This is a genomic window from Stenotrophomonas sp. YJH_SMC_40 (genome assembly GCF_059368615.1).
In genome coordinates, this window is record NZ_JCAFRX010000010.1 from 1 (window position 1) to 18,995 (window position 18,995).

The 18,995-nt window shown below is 67.8% G+C and carries 16 protein-coding genes; 10 read left to right on the forward strand and 6 right to left on the reverse strand.

The window, feature by feature from the left end:
* Nucleotides 1–387: 387 nt before the first annotated feature.
* The gene (locus tag AC5P6X_RS17650; RefSeq protein WP_329762717.1) at nt 388–2,160 is read left to right on the forward strand and encodes a DUF885 domain-containing protein; all 1,773 of its coding nucleotides are present in this window, start codon (nt 388–390) and stop codon (nt 2,158–2,160) included.
* A gap of 133 nt (nt 2,161–2,293) precedes the next feature.
* Here AC5P6X_RS17650 and AC5P6X_RS17655 read toward each other — a convergent pair whose 3' ends face one another.
* The 5 genes from AC5P6X_RS17655 to AC5P6X_RS17675 all read right to left on the reverse strand — a co-directional run bounded on the left by AC5P6X_RS17655 (nt 2,294) and on the right by AC5P6X_RS17675 (nt 8,918).
* Nucleotides 2,294–5,503 carry an efflux RND transporter permease subunit gene (locus AC5P6X_RS17655; protein WP_329762716.1) on the reverse strand — a complete coding sequence of 1,070 codons (3,210 nt, stop codon included), beginning with the start codon at nt 5,501–5,503 and terminating at the stop codon, nt 2,294–2,296.
* Between the two features lie 10 nt (nt 5,504–5,513).
* Nucleotides 5,514–6,719 carry an efflux RND transporter periplasmic adaptor subunit gene (locus tag AC5P6X_RS17660; protein ID WP_062605319.1) on the reverse strand — a complete coding sequence of 402 codons (1,206 nt, stop codon included), beginning with the start codon at nt 6,717–6,719 and terminating at the stop codon, nt 5,514–5,516.
* Nucleotides 6,716–7,969: a TolC family protein gene (locus tag AC5P6X_RS17665; RefSeq protein ID WP_043034425.1), complete on the reverse strand. Its 1,254-nt coding sequence runs from the start codon at nt 7,967–7,969 to the stop codon at nt 6,716–6,718. The genes AC5P6X_RS17660 and AC5P6X_RS17665 overlap by 4 nt, the downstream gene beginning before the upstream one ends.
* A 56-nt stretch (nt 7,970–8,025) precedes the next feature.
* Nucleotides 8,026–8,358, reverse strand: coding sequence for a hypothetical protein (locus tag AC5P6X_RS17670; protein WP_088429526.1), 333 nt, complete (start codon nt 8,356–8,358; stop codon nt 8,026–8,028).
* 161 nt (nt 8,359–8,519) lie between these two features.
* Entirely contained in the window at nt 8,520–8,918 is a 399-nt protein-coding gene (locus AC5P6X_RS17675; RefSeq protein WP_059035926.1) for a RidA family protein, read from the reverse strand.
* 108 nt (nt 8,919–9,026) lie between these two features.
* On the opposite strand from AC5P6X_RS17675, the gene AC5P6X_RS17680 reads away from it, so the two are divergent.
* Both AC5P6X_RS17680 and dnaQ read left to right on the forward strand, forming a co-directional pair.
* A complete protein-coding gene (locus AC5P6X_RS17680) occupies nt 9,027–9,920 on the forward strand; it encodes a LysR family transcriptional regulator (protein ID WP_123959258.1) in 894 nt (297 codons plus the stop codon).
* A gap of 55 nt (nt 9,921–9,975) precedes the next feature.
* Nucleotides 9,976–10,485, forward strand: a complete 510-nt coding sequence (gene dnaQ, locus AC5P6X_RS17685; protein ID WP_062605322.1) for a DNA polymerase III subunit epsilon — start codon at nt 9,976–9,978, stop codon at nt 10,483–10,485.
* Between the two features lie 13 nt (nt 10,486–10,498).
* Here dnaQ and AC5P6X_RS17690 read toward each other — a convergent pair whose 3' ends face one another.
* Entirely contained in the window at nt 10,499–11,713 is a 1,215-nt protein-coding gene (locus tag AC5P6X_RS17690) for a glycosyltransferase (protein WP_329762715.1), read from the reverse strand.
* A 278-nt stretch (nt 11,714–11,991) separates the two neighbouring features.
* Between AC5P6X_RS17690 and rpmB the strand changes: the two genes are divergently transcribed.
* The 7 genes from rpmB (at nt 11,992) to AC5P6X_RS17725 (ending at nt 18,945) form a co-directional block, all read left to right on the forward strand.
* On the forward strand, nt 11,992–12,228 hold the full coding sequence (gene rpmB / locus AC5P6X_RS17695; RefSeq protein ID WP_005411638.1) for a 50S ribosomal protein L28: 237 nt from the start codon (nt 11,992–11,994) through the stop codon (nt 12,226–12,228).
* A gap of 10 nt (nt 12,229–12,238) precedes the next feature.
* Nucleotides 12,239–12,406: a 50S ribosomal protein L33 gene (rpmG, locus tag AC5P6X_RS17700; RefSeq protein WP_169411268.1), complete on the forward strand. Its 168-nt coding sequence runs from the start codon at nt 12,239–12,241 to the stop codon at nt 12,404–12,406.
* A gap of 341 nt (nt 12,407–12,747) precedes the next feature.
* Entirely contained in the window at nt 12,748–14,166 is a 1,419-nt protein-coding gene (gene cls, locus AC5P6X_RS17705; RefSeq protein WP_049448183.1) for a cardiolipin synthase, read from the forward strand.
* 45 nt (nt 14,167–14,211) lie between these two features.
* The gene (locus AC5P6X_RS17710; protein ID WP_049448185.1) at nt 14,212–15,633 is read left to right on the forward strand and encodes an FAD/NAD(P)-binding protein; all 1,422 of its coding nucleotides are present in this window, start codon (nt 14,212–14,214) and stop codon (nt 15,631–15,633) included.
* 9 nt (nt 15,634–15,642) lie between these two features.
* On the forward strand, nt 15,643–17,835 hold the full coding sequence (gene uvrD / locus AC5P6X_RS17715; RefSeq protein ID WP_099605362.1) for a DNA helicase II: 2,193 nt from the start codon (nt 15,643–15,645) through the stop codon (nt 17,833–17,835).
* A 122-nt stretch (nt 17,836–17,957) separates the two neighbouring features.
* Complete coding sequence (locus AC5P6X_RS17720) at nt 17,958–18,284, forward strand: low molecular weight protein tyrosine phosphatase family protein (RefSeq protein ID WP_088435755.1); 327 nt, start codon at nt 17,958–17,960, stop codon at nt 18,282–18,284.
* Between the two features lie 106 nt (nt 18,285–18,390).
* Entirely contained in the window at nt 18,391–18,945 is a 555-nt protein-coding gene (locus AC5P6X_RS17725; RefSeq protein WP_049448193.1) for a thioredoxin domain-containing protein, read from the forward strand.
* Nucleotides 18,946–18,995: the final 50 nt, after the last annotated feature.

Genomic DNA, 18,995 nt, shown 5'->3' on the forward strand with positions numbered 1-18,995 from the left:
GTCCTGCCTGCTGTGGGTAGAGTCGACTGTCAGTCGACTTTCGCGCGGAGCGCGGGGTTTGCTGCATGTGGCGGAAGAGCAGCCGACTGACAGTCGGCTCTACCACGCGCCTTCGGCGCTGGGGCCCCGGCCTGCGGCCGGGGCCCGGTCCTGCCTGCTGTGGGTAGAGTCGACTGTCAGTCGACTTTCGCGCGGAGCGCGGGGTTTGCAGCATGTGGCGGAAGAGCAGCCGACTGACAGTCGGCTCTACCACGCGCCTTCGGCGCTGGGGCCCCGACCTGCGGCCGGGGCCCGGTCCTGCCTGCTGCGCAGGCAGGACCTTCGTCCCATGCCACGGGCCGTGGGCGGTGCCATCATCGGGGTCTGCCTTCCCGGGAACCTGTGCTCGTGAAAACCCGTCTTGCCGTTGCCCTGCTGATTGCCCTGTCCGCGCTCGCCGTGGCCCTTGCCGTGCCGCCTGCCACCGCCGCACCGGCCAGCGTGGCCACCGAATCGCCCGCCGATGCCGCCTTCCGCGCGCTGTACGAGAAGGAATGGAAGTGGCGCCAGCAGGGCGGCGGCGAGGCCAGCGAAGACGAAGACGCGCCGGCCAATGCCACCCGCATGCCCGATGTCGGCCCGGCCGCGCAGCAGGCGCGCCTGAAGGTGTGGGACGAGACCCTCGCCGCGCTGAAGAAGATCGACCCGAAGACCCTGTCGCCCGACAACCAGGTCAACTACGCGATCTACCACGACCAGGTGTTCAACCTGGCCGAAGAGACGCGCCTGCGCGGCTACGAGATGCCCTTCAACGCCGACTCCTCGTTCTGGTCCAACCTGTCCTTCATGGCCCGGCGCGAGATGAAGACCGTGCAGGACTACCAGAACTACATCGCACGGCTGAACGATGTGCCGCGATACTTCGGCCAGCAGACCGAGAACATGCGTGCCGGCCTGAAGCGTGGCTTCAGCGTGCCGCGTGCCGTGCTCGATGGCCGCGAGGTCTCCATCGCCACCGTCGCCGAGCTGATGGATCCCACCGAGTCGCCGCTGTACGCGCCGTTCAAGAAACTGCCCAACAGCATTCCGGCCGCCGAGCAGGCCAGGCTGCAGGCGCAGGCGCGTGAAGCGATCAGCGGCAAGGTGGTGCCGGCGTTCCAGCAGCTGCGCACCTTCTTCGTCAACGAGTACGTGCCGCAGGCGCGCACCACCCTGGCCGCCGAAGCGATGCCTGATGGCAAGGCGTACTACAAGCAGCAGATCCACGAATACACCACGCTGGACCTGTCGCCGGACGAGATCCATCGCATCGGCCTGGATGAAGTCGCACGCATCCAGAAGGAAATGAACGACATCATCAAGCAGGTGAAGTTCAAGGGCAGCTTCGCCGAGTTCCTGACCTTCCTGCGTACCGATCCGCAGTTCTATGCCAGGACGCCGGAAGAGCTGCTGTCGCGTGCCGCGTGGATCTCCAAGCGGGCGGACGGCCAGCTCGGCAAGTACATGACGCTGCCGCGCGCGCGCTTCACCATCGTGCCGGTGCCGCCGGATATCGCGCCGTTCTGGACCGCCGGCCGTGGTGGCATGGGCACCTACTGGCTCAATACCTACAACCTGCCGTCGCGCCCGCTGTACAACCTGCCGGCACTGACCCTGCATGAGTCCGATCCGGGCCACGCGCTGCAGGGCGCCATTGCCGCCGAGCAGAAGAACCTGCCCGAGTTCCGCCGCAATGCCTACATCTCCGCCTATGGCGAAGGCTGGGCGCTGTACTGCGAGAAGCTGGGCGTGGAAATGGGCATCTACGAAACCCCGTACGAGGATTTCGGCCGCCTGACCTATGAGATGTGGCGCGCCGCGCGCCTGGTGATCGACACCGGCGTGCACAGCAAGGGCTGGACCCGCGAGCAGGCGCTGGCCTACCTGCGTGACCACACCGCGCTGAGCGAGCATGAAGTGACCACCGAAGTGGACCGCTACATTTCCTGGCCGGGCCAGGCGCTGAGCTACAAGCTGGGCGAGATCGCCATCGTGCGCCTGCGCGCGCAGGCCGAGAAGGAACTGGGCGACAAGTTCGACATCAAGGGCTTCCACGACACCCTGCTCAAGCAGGGCTCGGTGCCGCTGCCGGTGCTGGAACAGCAGATCCAGGCCTACATCGCCGAGCGCAAGAAGGCCTGACCGCTACCGGGTAGTGCCGGCCGCTGGCCGGCAACCTGCACGCACCGCGATCGTTCGACATTGCCGGCCAGCGGCCGGCACTACCTCGGACCGGGAAACGGGGTCGGATCACAGGATCCGACCCCGTGGTCTTTCACCCCACCGCCCGCGGCTTGGCTACCCGCGCCGCGAAGGTCGGCAGCACCAGCAGGGTCAGCACGGTGGCGGTGATCAGGCCACCGATCACCACCGTCGCCAACGGCTTCTGCACTTCCGCACCGGAACCGCTGGCAATCGCCATCGGAATGAAGCCGACGATCGCCACCAGCGCCGTGGTCAGCACCGCACGGATACGGCTCGATGCACCGTTGATCGCTGCCTGCAGCGGCAGGTCACCGGCATCCAGGCGTTCGCGGATCGCCTGCATCAGCACCAGGCCGTTCAACGTGGCCACGCCGGATACCGCGATGAAACCCACCGCTGCCGACACCGAGAACGGCATGCCACGCAGCAGCAGCGCGAGGATGCCGCCAACCAGCGCCAACGGCACGCAGCTGAACACCAGAATGGCTTCCTTGCCGCTGCGCAGGGCCATGAACAGCAGGCTGCCGATCAGCAGGAACACCACCGGCACCACCGTCGCCAGCCGCTTCTCCGCGCGCTGCAGGTTCTCGAACTGACCGCCCCAGGTCAGGTAGGCACCCGGCGGCAGTGCCACGTCGGCCACCGCTGCCTGTGCCTCGCCGACGAAGCCGCCCAGGTCGCGGCCACGCACATTGGCCTGCACCACCACACGGCGGCTGCCATTGTTGCGGCTGATCTGGTTCGGCCCTTCGCTCACCGTGATGCGCGCCACCGACGACAGCGGAATCACCAGCCCTGACGGCGTGGCGATCGGCAGTGACGCGAGCTGGTCCGGATCGTTGCGCGAGGCATCGTCCAGGCGCACCACCACGTTGAAGCGGCGGTCGCCCTCGAAGATCTTGCCGGCCGCCGTGCCGCCGATGCCGGTGGACAGTGCATCACTGACGTCTGCGGCGGTCAGCCCGTACTGCGCCGCCGCCACGTGGTCGATCGCCACGTTGAGCGTAGGCAGGCCGGAGATCTGTTCCACCCGCACGTCGGCCGCGCCGTTCACCGCACGCAGCTTCAGCGCCACTTGATCGGCCACCTTCTGCAGCTGGCTGAAGTCATCGCCGAAGATCATCACCGCCAGGTCGGTACGCACGCCGGAGATCAGCTCGTTGAAGCGCAGTTCGATCGGCTGGCTGAACTCGAAGCTGTTGCCCAGCTGCTGCCCGGCCAGCTTTTCGAAGCGCGCCACCAGTGCGTCCTTGGCCAGCGTCGGATCGGGCCAGTCCTTGCGCGGCTTCAGCACGATCACACTGTCGGAGATGTTGGTCGGCATCGGGTCGATGGCCGCCTCGGCGGTACCGGTACGCGAGAATACGGTTTCCACTTCCGGCTGCTTGGCAATTGCTTTTTCCAAAGCCAGCTGCATCGCCAGCGACTGCTCCAGCGAGGTCGAGGGCACGCGCAGGGCCTGCATCGCCACGTTGCCTTCGTCCAGCGTCGGCATGAACTCGCGGCCCAGCAGCGAGAACGCGCCGATGCCCACCACCACCATCATCACCGCACCGGCCAGCACCGTGCGCGGATGCGCCACGGCCTTGCGCACCACCGGTTCGATGCGTGCACGCAGCACGCGGATCAGCTTCGTCTCGTGCTCGCCACCTTCGGCATGCGTATCGCCGTCCTTTACCTTTGGCTCGCGCACCAGCAGCGCGGCCATCGCCGGAACGAAGGTGAAGGAGAACAGGAAGGCACCGACCAGGGCCAGCATGAAGGTCGCCGCCATCGGGTGGAACGTCTTGCCCTCCACACCTTCCAGCGTGAGGATCGGCGCGAACACCAGCAGGATGATCAGCTGGCCGAAGGCCGCAGGGCGCGCCATCTTCATCGCCGAATCGGCGGCCACGCGCAGCCGCTCCATCGCGGTCAACGCACGGCCCAGTTCGGCGCGGCGCTGGCCCAGCATCAGCAGGGTCGATTCGACCACGATCACCGCACCGTCCACCAGGATGCCAAAGTCCAGCGCACCCAGGCTCATCAGGTTGCCGCTGATCCCGAAGCGGTTCATGCCGATTACTGCGAACAGGAACGACAGCGGAATCACCAGCGCGGTGATCGTCGCTGCACGCAGGTTGCCCAGCAGCAGGAACAGCACCACCACCACCAGCAGCGCGCCCTCGGTGAGGTTCCTGGCCACGGTCTTGATGGTGGAATTGACCAGCACGCTGCGGTCCAGCACCGGCGCGGCCACAATGTCGGCCGGCAGCGATTTGTTCACCTGTTCCAGGCGCGCCGCAGCGGCCTGCGCCACGGTGCGGCTGTTGCCGCCGGCAATCATCAGCGCGGTACCCAGTACGGCTTCATGGCCGTTGCGGCTGGCCGCACCCAGGCGCGGCGCGCGGCTCAGCTCGACCTCGGCCACATCGGCCACGCGCACCACCACGCCATTGCGGGTCGCCACCGGGGCCTGTGCCAGATCCTCGGTGGTCAGCGCCAGGCCATCGGCACGCACCACCAGTCCTTCGCCGGCGCGCTGCACGAAACCGGCACCGGCCTGCACGTTGGAACGCTGCAGGGCGGTGACCAGATCGGCCAGGCCGAGGCCGTGCGCGGCCAGTCGGGCGCTGTCCGGATGCACGCCATATTCCTTGACGTAGCCACCGACCGTATCGACGCCGGCCAGCCCCGGGCTGGAACGCATCTGCGGCGCGATGATCCAGTCCTGCACGGTGCGCAGGTAGGTCGCACGTTCTTCCGGCGTGCGCAGCAGATTGCCTTCCGGCGTGCGGTAGACCTCGCCGGCCTGCCAGCCGGCTTCACCCGGCTTGGCCAACCTGGCCGGATCGAACGTGGTGAAGTCCACGGTCCACATCAGCACTTCGCCGAGGCCGGTGGTAACCGGCGACAGCATCGGCGACGCGCCATCGGGCAGGTCTTCAGATGCCTCGCGCATGCGTTCGGCCACCTGCTGGCGGGCGAAGTAGATGTCGGTCGCATCGGTGAAGATCGCGGTCACCTGCGAGAAGCCATTGCGCGACAGTGAACGCGTGGTGGTCAGGCCGGGAATGCCGGCCAGCGCGGTTTCCAGCGGATAGGTCACCTGCCGCTCGATCTGCTCCGGTGTCAGCGCCGGTGCCACCGTGTTGATCTGCACCTGGCGGTTGGTGATGTCCGGCACCGCGTCGATCGGCAGCTTGCCCAGCTGGAACAGGCCCACCGCGGCGATCAGCGCCGCCATGAACACCACCAGCCAGCGGTGGCGCACCGCTGTTTCAATGATCAGCTTGAACATGGTCGCCTCCTCAGTGGCCGTGCTCGGCTTCGCCCTTGGCCAGCTCGGCCTTGAGCAGGAAGGCGTTGCTGCCAACGATGCGCTCGCTGCCGGTCAGGCCACCGAGGATCTCGATGCGTTCACCAGCGCGACGGCCGGCCAGCACCGGCTGCGCCTTGAAGCCGCCTTCGACGGCGACGAACACCGCGCTGCTGCCATCGACGTTCTGCACTGCATCGGCCGGGACGCTGAGCGAGTCGTCCTGGCCTTCGGTGACCACCACCGCCGATACCGGCGAACCTGCCGGCGGCAACGAGGCATCCACCGGCGTGGCACGGATGACCGCGACGCCGCCCTGCTGGCGCACATCGGCGGCCGAACCGGTGACGGTGGCGGTGAAGCTGCCACCCGGCACGCTGACTTCCAGCTTCATGCCGGGCGTGACCTGCGCGGCCAGCGCCGGCGGTGCGGTGAACACCAGCTCGTTCATCGTCGGGTCGGCGACGTCGGCCACCGCGCTGCCGGCGGCGACCACGCCGCCCGGGGTGACCTGCACGTTGCCAACGATGCCGGCCACCGGGCTGGTGATGCGCACGCGACCGCTGGCATCGGGCGCACCGTTGGCGGCGGCCTGGGCCTGCGCGGCAGCAGCCTGGGCCTGTGCCGCCAGCGAACGTGCACGCGAGGCTTCCATCTCCTGGCGGGCGACCACGCCCTGGTCGACCAGCGCCTTGTCGCGGCCATAGGCCAGCCGCGCGGCTTCGGCTTCGGCCGCTGCGGCCAGCGCATTGGCGCGGAACACCGCCGCTTCGCCGCTGACCACGATCGCCAGTGCCTGGTTCTGCTTCACCGCGGTGCCCGGTGCGACCAGAACGCGTTCGACGCGGCCGGTCACGGTCGACGCCACCGAGGCGCGTGCACCGACCGACGGTTCGACCCGGCCGGACAGGCGCGTGGAGCCACCGCCACCGCGACCGATCGCGACCACTTCGATACCGGAGGCCTTGATCTGCTCCGGGGTCAGCTGCACCACGCCTTCGTCGGCGTCAGCAGGTGCCTTCGCGGTTTCTGCCTTGGCTTCCTTGCTGCCGGCGGCATGGCCGTGGCCATCGTCGGTGCCGGCCTTGGCCGCAGCGGGGTTTTCATTGGCAGGCGTCTGCGCGTTGCCGGCGCAGCCAGCCAGCAGGACGGTCAGCAGCACGCCGCCGATCAGCGGGAAAGTACGGGAGAGAGTCATGGAGCCTCCACAAAGGGTGCGCGCCCTTCCAGGCGGGCAAGATCGATTTCCGCGGCGACGCGCGACAGGCGCGCATCCACGGCGGTGCCGCGGGCGGCGATGAGGGCGCTGCGCGTGCTGCGCAGTTCCAGCTGCGAGATGCGTCCGGCGTCGAAGCCAATGCGGGCCAGGCGATATGCCTCTTCGGCGGCGACCACGCTTTCATCAGCGGCGCGGGTACGGCTACTGGCGGCCTTCAACCCGGCCACCGCAGAGAGGCGCTCGGCCTCGCTGTCGCGGCGCTGCTGGTCCAGGCGCGCTTCGGCCGCGCGCTGGTCGGCATTGGCGGCGCGGATGCCACCGCGGTTGCGGTCGAACAGCGGGATGCTGAGGCTGACCCCGAGGTTGTAGGCACGCTCGCCGCCTTCGCGGAAGCGGGTCTGCGCGGCGGTGACACTGAGGTCGGGCAGGGCACGCTTGCGCTCCACCTCGACCAGCTTGCCCGCCGCATCGGCTTCGGCTTCGGCGATGCGCACCGCCAGTGCCACGTCGGTGGCGCCACGCGGTAGCGGCGGCGCACGGTCGAGCAGGCTGTCGTTGATCGACTGCACCGGTGCATCCAGCAGTGCAGCACCGGCCAGGCGGGCCAGCGCGGCATCGCGGAACGCCTGCGCTTCATCCAGCGCGGCGCTGGCGTTGGCCACCTCGCTCTGCGCCTGCACCGCACGCAGCTGCGGTTCGCGGCCCTGCTTGACCAACGCGTTGACGGCGTTGGCGTCAGCGCGGGTGAGGGTCAGTGCTTCTTCGGCCAGGGTGTAGCGGCGCAGTGCACTTTCCGCCTGTGCGTAGACCACCGCCAGCTGGCTGGCCACGTCGCTGCGGCTTTGGGCACCACGCAGGTTGGCGGCCTGTGCTTCGGCCCGGGCGGCACGGACGCGCGCGCCACGCTGGCCCCAGACCTCCAGCGGCTGGGACAAAGTGAGCACGGTATCGGCCTTGCCCATGCCGCCATAGGAGCCGGTGCCCCAGGCATTTTCAGCGGAGTAGGAGAGGGAAGGGTTGGGCAATGCACGGGCCTGGTCGGCGCGCGCGTCGGCGGCCTCGGCCAGCGCCGCACCCACACGGGTGCCGGGCAGCTGGTCCAGGCGTTCAAGCAGGGCGTCGTAGGAAGGGGCGGCTTGCGCCATCACCGATGCCGCCGGGGCCAGGCCCAGCAACACAGCGACGACCAGCCCGGCCGCGCGCGGCGACCGAGGTGTCAGGATCGACATAGGGGGATTCCGGTTGTGAGTGAAACGGGAGCCCGCAATCGCGGGACGCGCTCAACTCACGCCCGGGGGGGACGCGTCAATTCATCCTGGGCGACCGCATAGGTCGCCGCGTCGCCGGCATTCATCCAGCGCGCCGGCAGTGGCGCACCGAAGGCGGCGAGGGTACTGGCCGGCAGGCTCAGGTTGGAGTGGTGGCAGTGGTTGTGGCCACAGGCACCAACATGCTTGCCGTCGGTATCGCCATCGGCATCCGGTGCGGACTCCACGTGCACCGTGCTGGCGTGCGGTTCCACCGTGCAGGCCAGCGCGTCGGCCACCGGCACGACCACGAATGCCGCCATCAGCAGCAGCATCAGGTACGAGCGAAGGTGGCGGGCGATCCGGCGCATGGAAGGGAGGCTAGCAAGCGGTTTTCGCCGGATACAATATCAATGGACGCTTCGGGAATACGTCGGAATCTCCCGTTCAGCTGGGCCGGGCGCGGGGTCGGATCCCTTTCCGCCGGAAAGGGCTCTGGCCCCGACACCTTGCTGCCGGCCAGCGGCCGGCACTACCGGTCTGCAGGCAGCTTCGCGATCACCTTGATCTCGAACTGGAACCCGTACAGCCAGGTCACGCCGATGCCGGTCAGGGTCGGGTGCGGCGCCTCGCCCCAGTACTCGGGCACGATCGCCCACGTCTTCTCGAAATTGGTTTCCGGATCGACCAGGAACACGGTCACGTCGATCACGTCATCGAAGGTGCAGCCGGCAGCGGCCAGCACCGCATTGAGATTCTCGAAGGCGCGGCGCACTTGGGTTTCGAAATCCGGCTCGGGCGAGCCGTCCTCGCGGCTGCCGACCTGGCCGGAGACGAACAGGAAGCCATTGGATCGGATCGCCGGCGAGTAGCGGTTGCGCTCGTACAGGGCCTGGCGGCCGGCGGGGAAAACGACATCACGCTGTGACATGGGGAAGATCCCGTGGGAGAGAACGCCATCCTCCGCGTCAGTGCTGTCTGGATAAACCGCGATGATCGGCCTAGATTGATTGCCAATTCCAAACAATCATGGCCCGCCATGGACCGTTTCGAGGCAATGCGGGCCTTTGCCCGGGTAGTGGAAACCGGCAGCTTCACCCGCGCCGCGCAGACCCTGCAGATCAGCCGAACCACGGTCACCCAGCTGGTGCAGCAGCTGGAGGCACACCTGCGGCTGCGCCTGCTCAACCGCACCACGCGCCGGGTCAGCGTCACCGCCGACGGCGCGGCCTACTACCCGCGCATCGCCCGCCTGCTGGCCGAGCTGGAAGAAGTGGAGGGCGGGCTGGGCGACGCGGCCACCCAGCCACGCGGGCGGCTGCGCGTGGATGTGCCCGGGCCGTACGCGCGGTTGCGGCTGGTGCCGGCGTTGCCGGATTTCCAGGCGCGCTACCCGGAGATCCAGCTGGACATCGGCGTCAGCGACCGCGAGGTCGACGTCATCGCAGACAACGTCGATTGCGTGATCCGGGGTGGCACCCCGACCGACCCGGCACTGGTGGCGCGACCGCTCGGCGCCCTGCCGATCGGTTTCCACGCCAGCCCCGGCTATGTGCAGCGTTTCGGCCTGCCGACCGATCCGCGCGCGCTGGAAGGCCCCGATCACCACATGGTCGGCTTCCTCAGCCCGCGCAGTGGCCGCGCACGCGTGTTCGTTGCACAGCGCGGCGATGAGCGCGTTGAGGTGCAGGGCCGCTATACGGTCGGCTTCGATGATGGAAACGCCTATCTGGCCGCTGCGTTGGCGGGGCTGGGCGTGGTGGCGCTGCCCAGCTACATGGCCGAGCCGCACGTGGCGCGCGGCGAGCTGCTGCCGGTGTTGCAGGACTGGCAGCTGCCGCCGATGCCGATGCATGTGATGTTCCCGCCGAACCGGCACATGAGCCAGCGGCTGCGGGTGTTCATCGATTGGGTGGTGGAGGCGCTGGGGTGACACACACCGGGCGTGCGAAAATCACCACAGCACGCAACAGGAAACAGCCTCACGCATGAGCCGCATCGTCGCACTGGATACCGAAACCACCGGCATCTCCCACCGCCTGGGGCACCGGGTGATCGAAATCGGTGCCGTCGAACTGATCGATGGCCAGCTCACCGGCCGCCAGTTCCACACCTACCTGCAGCCGCAGCGCAAGGTGGATTGGGGCGCACAGCGCGTGCACGGCATCAGCGATGCGATGCTGGTGGGCAAGCCGCTGTTCTCCAGCAAGGCGGTCGAACTGCTGGAGTTCCTGCGCGGCAGCGAGATGGTCGCGCACAACGCTACCTTCGATGTGGGCTTCCTGGACAACGAGCTGCGCCTGTCCGGCATCCCCGGCACGCTGGCCCAGCACTGCCGCATCACCTGCAGCCTGAAGCTTGCGCGGGGACGCTGGCCGGGTCAGGGCAACAAGCTGGATGATGTGCTGCAGCGCCTGCGCATTCCCAGCCAGCGCGGCCTGCATGGCGCGTTGAAGGATGCGCACCTGCTGGCGCAGGTGATTCCGCACCTGCGCTGAGGCCTGGCCGATGTCACACCGGCCGCAACCGGCGTTCGATCATTGCTACGCCACATGCCACCCCGTCCTCATGGCTCATCGCCGCGCCCAAGGCAGCAGCGCGTGTACGCGTTGCGTCGGTTTCAACAAAGGTGATGGCTGCCGCCAGCGTCGCTGCATCCAGTCGCTTCACTGACAGCGGCGCCGGTGCCACCCGCAACCGATACAGACGATCAGCCCAGAAGAACTGATCGGCGGCGAACGGCATCACCAGCGAAGGAACACCGGCGCGGCAGGCCGAATGCGTGGTGCCGCTGCCACCGTGGTGGATGGCGAATGCGCAACGCGGGAACAGCGCTTCGTGTGGAGTCGGCCCCAGTACGAAGACCGAATCGGGCAAGCGCATCGCAGGCAGTCCCACCCAGCCAGGAAACAGCAGCACCCGGCGTGGCGCCAGCGCCTGCAGCAGGGCCGGCAACACGCGCTCGCGATCAAAGCCGGTCATGCTGCCGAAGCCCAGATACACCGGCGCCGGGCCGGCATCGAGGAAGGCCTGCAGATCGGCCGGGGGTATCCAGGGCGCATCAGGAAGGCGCCATTGGCCACAGACGATGTGGTCGGCCGGCCAATCCGCCGGTGGCGGCAGCAGCTGCGGCGAGATGCCATAGAGCATCGGCAGGCCGGGCCACAGCGAGCGGCGCGGCGATTGCCCCAGCTGCTTGCGAGCTGCGTTGATCGGCCGACGGAACTGGCGCCAGATCAGGCCGTTGACCAGCCCATAGCTGGCGCGGTTCAACCAGCCCGGCGAGCGTCCCGGTGGCAGGAACGGAGAGCGGAAGGCCCGCGTCGGGGTCAGCGGGATCATGCCGGTGCCGATGACCGGCAGTCCGCGGCGTTCGCCCACGCTCATGCCGACAAAGGCCGCCAGGCCACCGGTCAGAATCGCATCGCAGCCTTCGGCAGCGGCATCGGCCTGGCGCATCCAGCCGCTGACATGCTGCAGCGCCATCCGTGCCAGCCCGCTACTGGCGGCGGCAACACCGTTGCCACGCGAGACCAGCGCGACCACTTCGTCATGGATGTCACCTTCAAGAGCCGCATGGGGCACATCCAGTGCCTGCGCGCTGCCCAGGGTGCCGCCATCGGCAAGCAGTGTCACCTCGTGGCCTGCGCCGATCAGCCCATGGCAGAGCATGGCCAGGGGACGCGTATCGCCTTCGGTTCCGTAGGTCAGGGCCAGCAGCCGCATGGGAAGCTCCGCAGTGAACCGGAGCAGTATGCCGGTTGGCGGGCTCCCGGCCCTGCCGGTTCAGCCGCAGCCTGTGGGTAACTTGCGCAAGTGCTTGAACCCGTGCATAATGCGCGGCTCGCTGTGTCCGGTTTTCTACCGGGCGGCGCCCCCGGGAGCACGTCCCCGGCCGCCCAACGCCAGCGTAACCCTTTGATTCTCTTGACGTGTGGTGGGCAACCATCGAGGCCGCCGTCTCCCGGGCTACGGGCTGACAACTACTACTATCGAGGTGCGCAATGTCCCGCGTATGCCAGGTTTCCGGCAAGCGAGTGCAGACGGGTAACAACGTCTCGCACGCCAACAACAAGACCCGTCGTCGTTTCCTGCCGAATCTGCACGAGCGCCGTTTCTGGGTGGCCAGCGAGAACCGCTGGGTCAAGCTTCGTGTTTCCGCGCATGCACTGCGCACCATCGACAAGAACGGCATTGATTCCGTTCTGGCTGAGCTGCGTGCGCGCGGCGAAAAGGTCTGAGGAGTAAAGCATCATGGCAGGCAAGCGCGATAAGGTCCGTATGATTTCCTCGGCCGGTACCGGCCACTTCTACACGACCGACAAGAACAAGAAGAACACCCCGGGGAAGATGGAATTCCTGAAGTACGATCCGGTCGTGCGCAAGCACGTCCTGTACAAGGAAGGCAAGATCAAGTAATCCGCAAGGATTGCTGGTCCCCGCGAAGAAACCCGCCCTTGTGGCGGGTTTTTTCATGTCTGGCATCCAGGTGGTGGGTGCCGACCGTTGGTCGGCACGCTGTTCCCACACCCGGTGGCTGCCAACCTTGGCCGACACGCTGTCCCCGTGCTCGGTAGATGCCAACCTTGGCCGACATGCTGTCCCCGTGCCCGGTAGGAGTCGACCTTGGTCGACACGCGGTCCCCGCCCCCGGTAGGTGCCAACCTTGGTTGGCACGCTGCTTCAACGCAGTCGAGCGCGGCTCGACTCTACAAAGGCCGGTGGGCAGAATGGCCCATCACCTCCCGACGGGCGACACGATGCTGTTCGAGTGGTTGCTGGGTTCCTACCTGCTGCTGATCGACTGGCTGATCCGGCTGGTCGCGCTGTGCTGGATTCCCACCCGCACCACGCCCGGCGCGGCGCGCAGCTGGCTGCTGCTGGTCGGCTTCGTACCGCTGCTGGGCCTGCCGCTGTACCTGCTGTTCGGCCATCCGTGGCTGTCGCGCGAGCGCATCCGCCGCCAGGCCGAGGCCTCGCAGGTGATCCGTGAGGAGCAGGCGCTGCAGCATCGCCTGCGCTGGACTCCGCAGCCCGACACCGCCAGCGCCGAGATCGTGCCGCTGGTGCAGCGCCAGGGCGATTTCATGCCGGTGCACGGCAACGCCGTCGATCTGCTGACCGACTACGACGAGTCGCTGCGCACGTTGATCGCCGACATCGACCAGGCCGAAGACCGCGTGCACCTGCTGTACTACCTGATGTTCGATGACGCGGTCGGCGAGGCCATTGTCGAGGCCTTGCAGCGTGCCGCCGCGCGTGGCGTGCAGTGCCGCGTGCTGCTCGATGCGGTGGGCGCCAAGCGTGGCCTGCGCGCCTATCGCAAGCGCCTGCAGGCGCGCGACATCGAAGTGCGCGCGATGCTGCCCGGTGGCCTGCGCTGGCGCCGCAGCGGGCGCATGGACCTGCGCAACCACCGCAAGATCGCGGTGATCGACAACGAAGTGGCCTATGTCGGTTCGCAGAACCTGGCGGGCCCGCAGTTCGTGCCCGGTCACCCCAACCGCGAGCTGGTGGCGCGCGTGCGTGGCCCGGCGGTGGCGCATCTGGAAGCGGTGTTCGCCAGCGACTGGTACATGGAGACCGGCCAGCGCCTGGATGTGATCACCGATGTGCCCGAATGCGGCGACGACATCGCCACCCAGCTGCTGCCCAGCGGCCCGGCCTACCCGTACAGCAACGCGCGCGACGCGGTAGCCGCGCTGATCCACCTGGCGCGACGCCGGCTGGTGATGGTCACCCCGTACTTCGTGCCGGACGAAGCTACGCTCAGCGCCTTGCGCATTGCGGCGTTGTCCGGCGTGCAGGTGCAGCTGATCCTGTCTGCCAGCAACAACCAGCGGCTGACGTCGTGGGCGCAGGAGGCCTACTACGATGAGCTGCTGCGCTGTGGCGTGCGCATCGCGCTGTACGAGCCGCAGTTCCTGCACGCCAAGCACATGAGCGTGGATGAGGACATCGCCGTGCTCGGCTCGATCAACATGGATATCCGCTCGTTCGCGCTGAATGCCGAGATCGGCCTGATCTGCTACGACCGCGCGCTGGTGCAGCAGCTGTGCGCGATCGAGGATGGCTACCTGCGCGAGTCGCGGCAGCTGGACCTGCAGCAGTGGCGCAGCCGCCCTGCGTGGCGGCGCAGCCGCGAAGGTATTGCACGGCTGGCCGATGCGTTGATGTGAAGCAATGCCGGCCGCCCATTCCGGCAATCCGGCCCGTCATCGCCGATGGCCTACAATTGGCACATGACTGATTCACCGCGTAATGGCGAACTGGACCTGGCAATCATCGGTGGTGGTGCGGCCGGGGTGCTGGTGGCGATCCAGGTGTTGCGCCAGGCCAAGGCGCCGCTGGCGCTGGCCATCTTCGAACCCGCCTCGCAGCTGGCGCAGGGCATCGCCTACGCCACGCCGTGGCCGGAGCACCTGCTGAACGTGCCGTCGGCGAAGATGAGTGCGTTTGCCGACCAGCCCGGCGATTTCCTCGACTACCTGATGGCCGCCAACGCCTACCCGGGCGAGGCGCGCGAGGTGCTCGGCGAGCGTTACGTATGCCGCCACTACTTTGCGGCTTATCTGCAGCAGCGCCTGCAGGAGGCCGCTGCGACCAGCCCGGCACAGCTGCAGGTGATCGCGCAGCCGGTGCTGGGCCTGCAGCCGGATGACCATGGCTACCAGCTGACACTCGGCGATGGCAGCACGCTGCACGCCGCGCAGGCGGTGCTGGCCACCGGCAACAGCATGCGGCCGCTGCCGGTAGCCGGTGCCGAGGCACTGCCCGCCGATGACGTGATCGAGGCCTGGGACTACGACGGCGTGCGCACCCTGGCCGGCGAGCAGGCCGTGGCCATCGTCGGGTCCGGCCTGAGCATGGCCGACACCGTGTTGGCATTGGTCGCCGCCGGCCACACCGGCCCGCTGCACGTGGTCTCGCGCCATGGCCTGTTGCCATTGCCGCATGCGCATGGTGGCCTGCCCACGTTCGACCCGGCCACGCTGCTGCCGATGAACCTGCGCCAGCGCCTGCGCGCGTTGCGCGGGTTCGCACGCCAGGCACAGGCCGACGGCCTGCCGTGGCAGGGCGTGATGGACCGCATCCGTCCGCACGGGCAGGCGCTGTGGTGCAGCCTCGACGCGGCCGACCAGCGCCGCTTCCTGCGCCATGTGGTGCGCTACTGGGACGTACACCGCCACCGCATCGCCGAAGAGGTCGACGCACAGCTGCAGGCGCTGATCGAAAGCGGCCAACTGCGTATTCACCGGTCCCGCCTGCAACGCGTCGGCCGCGAAGGCGATGCCCTGCGGCTGTCGGGTCGTGATGCCTCCGGCAAGGATCAGCAGTGGACGATCAGCGGGGTGATCAACGCCACCGGTGTGGAAACCCGCGCCAGCGCGCTGCGCAATCCGCTGCTGCAGCAGCTGCAGGCCGATGGCCTGGCCCGCCCCGGCCCGCATGGGCTGGGCCTGGACAGCACGGTGCCGGGCGACCGCCTGCGTGCGGCCGGTGGCCAGTCGCAGGCACGGCTGGGCGTACTTGGCAGCCTGCGCATCGGCAGCCTGTGGGAAAGCCTGGCGGTGCCTGAACTGCGTCAGCAGGCGCAGGCACTGGCCACCCAGGTGGTCGCAGGAGCCGCGACGGCGATGCCGTAAAATGGGGGCATGGATGTCTCCCACCTGCTTGATGGCCTGAACCCGGCCCAGCGCGAAGCCGTCTCCGCTCCCCCCGGCCACCACCTGGTGCTGGCCGGTGCCGGTTCCGGCAAGACCCGCGTACTCACCCACCGCATCGCCTGGCTGCATGAAGTCGACGGCGTGCCGACCCACGGCATTTTCGCGGTGACCTTCACCAACAAGGCGGCCGGCGAAATGCGCCACCGCATCGACGCACAGTTGCCCAATGGCAGCCGTGGCATGTGGATCGGTACCTTCCACGGCCTGGCCAACCGCCTGCTGCGCCTGCACTGGCAGGACGCGAAGCTGCCCGAAGGCTTCCAGGTGATGGATTCGGATGACCAGCTGCGGCTGGTCAAGCGCGTGGTGCAGGCGCTGGAACTGGACGACGGCAAGTACCCGGCCAAGCAGATCGCGTGGTGGATCAACGAACAGAAGGACGAGGGTCGCCGCCCGCAGCACATCCAGCCCGAGCCGCACGACGCGTGGCTGGAAACCATGCGCCAGGCCTACATCGAGTACCAGGCGCGCTGCGACCGCGCCGGCCTGGTCGACTTCGCCGAGCTGCTGCTGCGCGCGCATGAACTGCTGCGCGACAACCCGGCGCTGCTGGCGCACTACCGCGCCCGCTTCCGCGAGATCCTGGTGGACGAGTTCCAGGACACCAATGCCATCCAGTACGCCTTCGTGCGCGTGCTGGCCGGCGATTCCGGCCACGTGTTCGTGGTCGGCGACGATGACCAGGCCATCTACGGCTGGCGCGGTGCCAAGGTCGAGAACGTGCAGGGCTTCCTGCGCGACTTCCCGGGCGCGCAGACCATCCGCCTGGAACAGAACTACCGCTCCACCGCCAACATCCTCGGCGCAGCCAACGCGGTGATCGCACACAACCCGGATCGCATCGGCAAGCAGCTGTGGACCGACAGCGGCGACGGCGAGCCGATCGACCTGTACGCCGCGTACAACGAGATGGACGAGGCGCGCTACATTGTCGAGCGTGCCCGCCAATGGGTGCGCGATGGTGGCAGCTACACCGAAGTGGCCGTGCTCTACCGCAGCAACGCGCAGTCGCGCGCGCTGGAAGAAGCGCTGCTGAGCGAACAGGTGCCGTACCGCGTGTACGGTGGCATGCGCTTCTTCGAGCGTGCCGAAATCAAGGACGCGCTGGCCTACCTGCGCCTGCTGTCCAACCGCAACGATGACGCTGCCTTCGAGCGCGCGGTCAATACGCCCACCCGTGGCATTGGCGATCGTACGCTGGACGAAGTGCGCCGCGAGGCACGCGCGCAGGGCATTTCGCTGTGGGAAGCAACGATGCTGGTCACCCAGGGCAACGCGCTGGCCGCACGCGCGCGCAATGCACTGGCCGGCTTCCTGGGGCTGGTCAACGAGCTGCAGGCGCAGACCGTGCACATGACCCTGGCCGAGCGCGTGGACCACGTGCTGGCCCGCTCGCAGCTGCGCGAGCACTGGAGCAAGGAAAGCCGCAATTCGCTGGATTCGGAATCGCGCACCGACAACCTCGACGAACTGGTCTCGGTGGCCTCGCGCTTCGTGCGCCGCGCCGACGACATCGAGGAAGTGGGCGAGGACATGGACGAGCTGGTCGCGTTCCTGGCCTATGCCGCGCTGGAGGCCGGTGAAGGCCAGGCGCAGGCCGGCGAGGACGGTGTGCAGTTGATGACCCTGCATTCGGCCAAGGGCCTGGAATTCCCGCTGGTGTTCCTGGCGGGCATGGAAGACGGCCTGTTCCCCAGCGCACGTTCGCTGGAGGAAAGCGGGCGGCTGGAGGAAGAGCGCCGCCTGGCCTACGTCGGCATCACCCGCGCGCGCCAGAAGCTGGTGCTGAGCTACGCCGAATCGCGCCGCATCCACGGCCAGGACAACTACAGCCTGCCGTCGCGCTTCCTGCGCGAGATTCCGCGCGAGCTGCTGCACGAAGTGCGCCCGAAGGTGCAGGTCTCGCGGCCGGCCTCGATGGGCGCCAGCCGGGTGATGGGCCATGCTTCGATCGAGGCGCCGCCAGTCAAGCTCGGCGCGCTGGTCACCCATCCCAAGTTCGGCGAAGGCATGGTGACCGACTATGAAGGCAGCGGCGCGCACGCCCGCGTGCAGGTCGAGTTTGCTGATGCCGGCAGCAAGTGGCTGGTGATGGCCTACGCCAACCTGACGGTGATCTGATCACCGTTCAGGGGTCGGATCCCTCCCGCAGGGAGGGCTCTGACCCCATCGCGGAATGCACGTGGTTGGGGCCGGAGCCTTTTCCGTTGGAAAAGGGATCCGGCCCCGATTAGGCTGCGCGCATGACCCGCAACGTGCTCTTCCTCTGCAGCCAGAACCGCCTGCGCAGCCCCACCGCCGAGCAGGTATTCGCCGATTGGCCGGGCATCGAGACCGCCTCGGCCGGGCTGCTGGCTGACGCCGAGGAAGTGCTCAGCTCTGAGCTGCTGCAGTGGGCCGACCTGGTGTTCGTGATGGAGCGCGCCCACCGCAACCGGCTGTCCAGCCGTTATAAGACTTGGTTGAACGGCAAGCGGGTGATCTGCCTGGATATCCCGGACGACTACGACTACATGGACCCGGTGCTGGTTGAGCTGCTGAAGCGCAAGGTCACTCCGTTCCTGCGTTGACGGGCTGTTGTAGAGCCGAGCCGATGCTCGGCGGCATCTGGCGCGAAAAGCAGCCGAGCATCGGCCCGGCTCTACAATAGGCGGTACTTCTTCCAGGAACGCCCCCATGACCGAACCCACCCTGCACGTCACCGTGACGTTGAATGCCAAGCTGCAACCCGAACATCGCCATGAACTGTTCGAGGATCCGCTTGACGCGTTGTTGCAGGCGGCCCAGGTGGGCGAGCTGACGGGCGGCGGCACTGCGATGTCCGATCTGGGTGAGGTCGAATACGGCGACATCGAAGTGGCGCTGGTCGATGCCGATGGCGTGCCGAAGCTGATCGACCTGCTGGAGCAGTTGGGTGCACCGAAGGGCTCGAAGATCCACGGCGCGGGCGAGGCCGACCTCAGCTTCGGCGTGACCGAGGGCCTGGGCATCTACCTGGATGGCCTGAACCTGCCGGACGAAGTCTACGAGCAGTGCGATTCCAACCACGTGTTCGAGCAGCTGTCGGAGAGCATCGACGGCCTGGGCGAGATCTGCAGCTGGTGGCAGGGCCCGACCGAGACCGCGCTGTACATGTACGGCCAATCGTTCGAGGTGATGCGCGATGCGATCGCCGGATTCGTGGCCAGCTACCCGCTGTGCCAGAACGCGCGCATCGTGCAGATCGCCTGAGCGACGTTGTTGTAGAGCCGAGCCCATGCTCGGCTGCCTTTCCCGCCAGA